Origin of the sequence: Vibrio algivorus (assembly GCF_030161215.1) — a bacterium.
Taxonomy (GTDB): Bacteria; Pseudomonadota; Gammaproteobacteria; order Enterobacterales; family Vibrionaceae; genus Vibrio; species Vibrio algivorus.
This window is the reverse complement of record NZ_BSPV01000012.1, coordinates 1-691: the sequence shown is the minus strand read 5'-3', so window position 1 is coordinate 691 and position 691 is coordinate 1. Positions and strand designations below refer to the sequence as shown.

Here is a 691-nt window from a genome sequence, read left to right as displayed (position 1 = left end):
TGTGGAGTCAACCTTGAAATACCACCCTTGTAGTGTTGATGTTCTAACTTAGCCCCATTATCTGGGGTGAGGACAGTGCCTGGTGGGTAGTTTGACTGGGGCGGTCTCCTCCCAAAGAGTAACGGAGGAGCACGAAGGTGGGCTAAACACGGTTGGACATCGTGTGGTTAGTGCAATGGCATAAGCCCGCTTGACTGCGAGAATGACAATTCGAGCAGGTGCGAAAGCAGGTCATAGTGATCCGGTGGTTCTGAATGGAAGGGCCATCGCTCAACGGATAAAAGGTACTCCGGGGATAACAGGCTGATACCGCCCAAGAGTTCATATCGACGGCGGTGTTTGGCACCTCGATGTCGGCTCATCACATCCTGGGGCTGAAGTCGGTCCCAAGGGTATGGCTGTTCGCCATTTAAAGTGGTACGCGAGCTGGGTTTAGAACGTCGTGAGACAGTTCGGTCCCTATCTGCCGTGGGCGTTGGAAGATTGAAGGGGGCTGCTCCTAGTACGAGAGGACCGGAGTGGACGAACCTCTGGTGTTCGGGTTGTCATGCCAATGGCATTGCCCGGTAGCTAAGTTCGGAATCGATAAGTGCTGAAAGCATCTAAGCACGAAGCGAGCCCTGAGATGAGTCTTCCCTGGCGCTTTAAGCGTCCTAAAGGGTTGTCGGAGACTACGACGTTGATAGGTTGG

General features: G+C 53.7%; 1 rRNA gene. It reads left to right on the top strand.

Features of this window, described 5'->3' with window-relative positions:
- A 23S ribosomal RNA gene (locus tag QQJ93_RS15805) occupies nt 1-691 on the top strand; the annotation flags it as partial.